Here is a 975-nt window from a genome sequence, read left to right as displayed (position 1 = left end):
AAGGCGCTGACGAAGAAGGCAAAGTGGTTGTACCAGGCGAAGGAACTTACACAGTAGACCCACAAACTGGTAAAGTGACCTTCACACCAGAGCCAGGCTTCACAGGCCCAGGAACAGGTGTGACCGTTAAAGCCACTTATGTCGTGACTAACGAGAATGGCGAAGAAGCAGAAGTAACCGCAACAGCGACTTACACACCAACTGTAACGCCAATCACTCCAACTGCAGAGCCACGTGAAACCTCAGGCCCACAAGGTAAAGCACAGAAGACTGATGCCAAAACCATGTTTACTGAAGGTGACGAAGTTGCGCCAATCGACAATAGCACCATCACTCTCCTAGATGCCGAGGGTAACCCAACCAAGACGGTAACGGTTGAGAATGAGGGAACTTACACCCTTAATGATGATGGCACGATCACCTTCCAACCAGAGCCAAGCTTCGTTGGTAAAGGCCAAGGAGTCCGTGTTCAAGCTGCCGATAAGAATGGCACTAAGGTCTCTGACACTTACACGCCGACTGTAACACCAGTATCAACAACATTTGTTGATGAAGAGGGTAATACTTTGTCACCAACTGAGGGCGGTAAGCAGCCATCGAAAGAGATTTCGGACTATGCTTTGGTATCTAGTACAACCGATGAAAATGGTGATACGGTTCACGTTTACCGTAAGATTGTGAAGAATACAACGTCATTTGTAGATGAGAATGGCAACCCAATCGTACCAAACGAGGAAGGTAACCAACCATCGAAAGACTTGCCAGAGTACGAGCTAGTATCAAGCACAACTGACGAGAATGGTAACACTGTCCATACCTACCGTAAGGTAAGTAAATCAAATACTTCTTTCGTTGATGAAGAAGGTAACCCACTTGCACCGCAAGAGGACGGTAAACAACCAAGCAAGACCATCTCAGGTTATGAAATCGTGTCAAGCACGACAGATGAGAATGGCAATGTGGTCCACACTTACC

The 975-nt window shown here is 47.2% G+C and carries 1 protein-coding gene; it reads left to right on the top strand.

Going from position 1 to position 975, the window contains the following annotated elements; translation table 11 throughout:
• Nucleotides 1-23: 23 nt before the first annotated feature.
• On the top strand, nt 24-975 hold a 952-nt coding region (locus FRX57_RS07560), incomplete at its 3' end, for an Ig-like domain-containing protein (RefSeq protein WP_425472620.1).

It is taken from the genome of Streptococcus cuniculipharyngis (assembly GCF_007859195.1).
Classification (GTDB): Bacteria; Bacillota; Bacilli; order Lactobacillales; family Streptococcaceae; genus Streptococcus; species Streptococcus cuniculipharyngis.
This window is presented reverse-complemented; position numbering and strand designations above follow the sequence as displayed.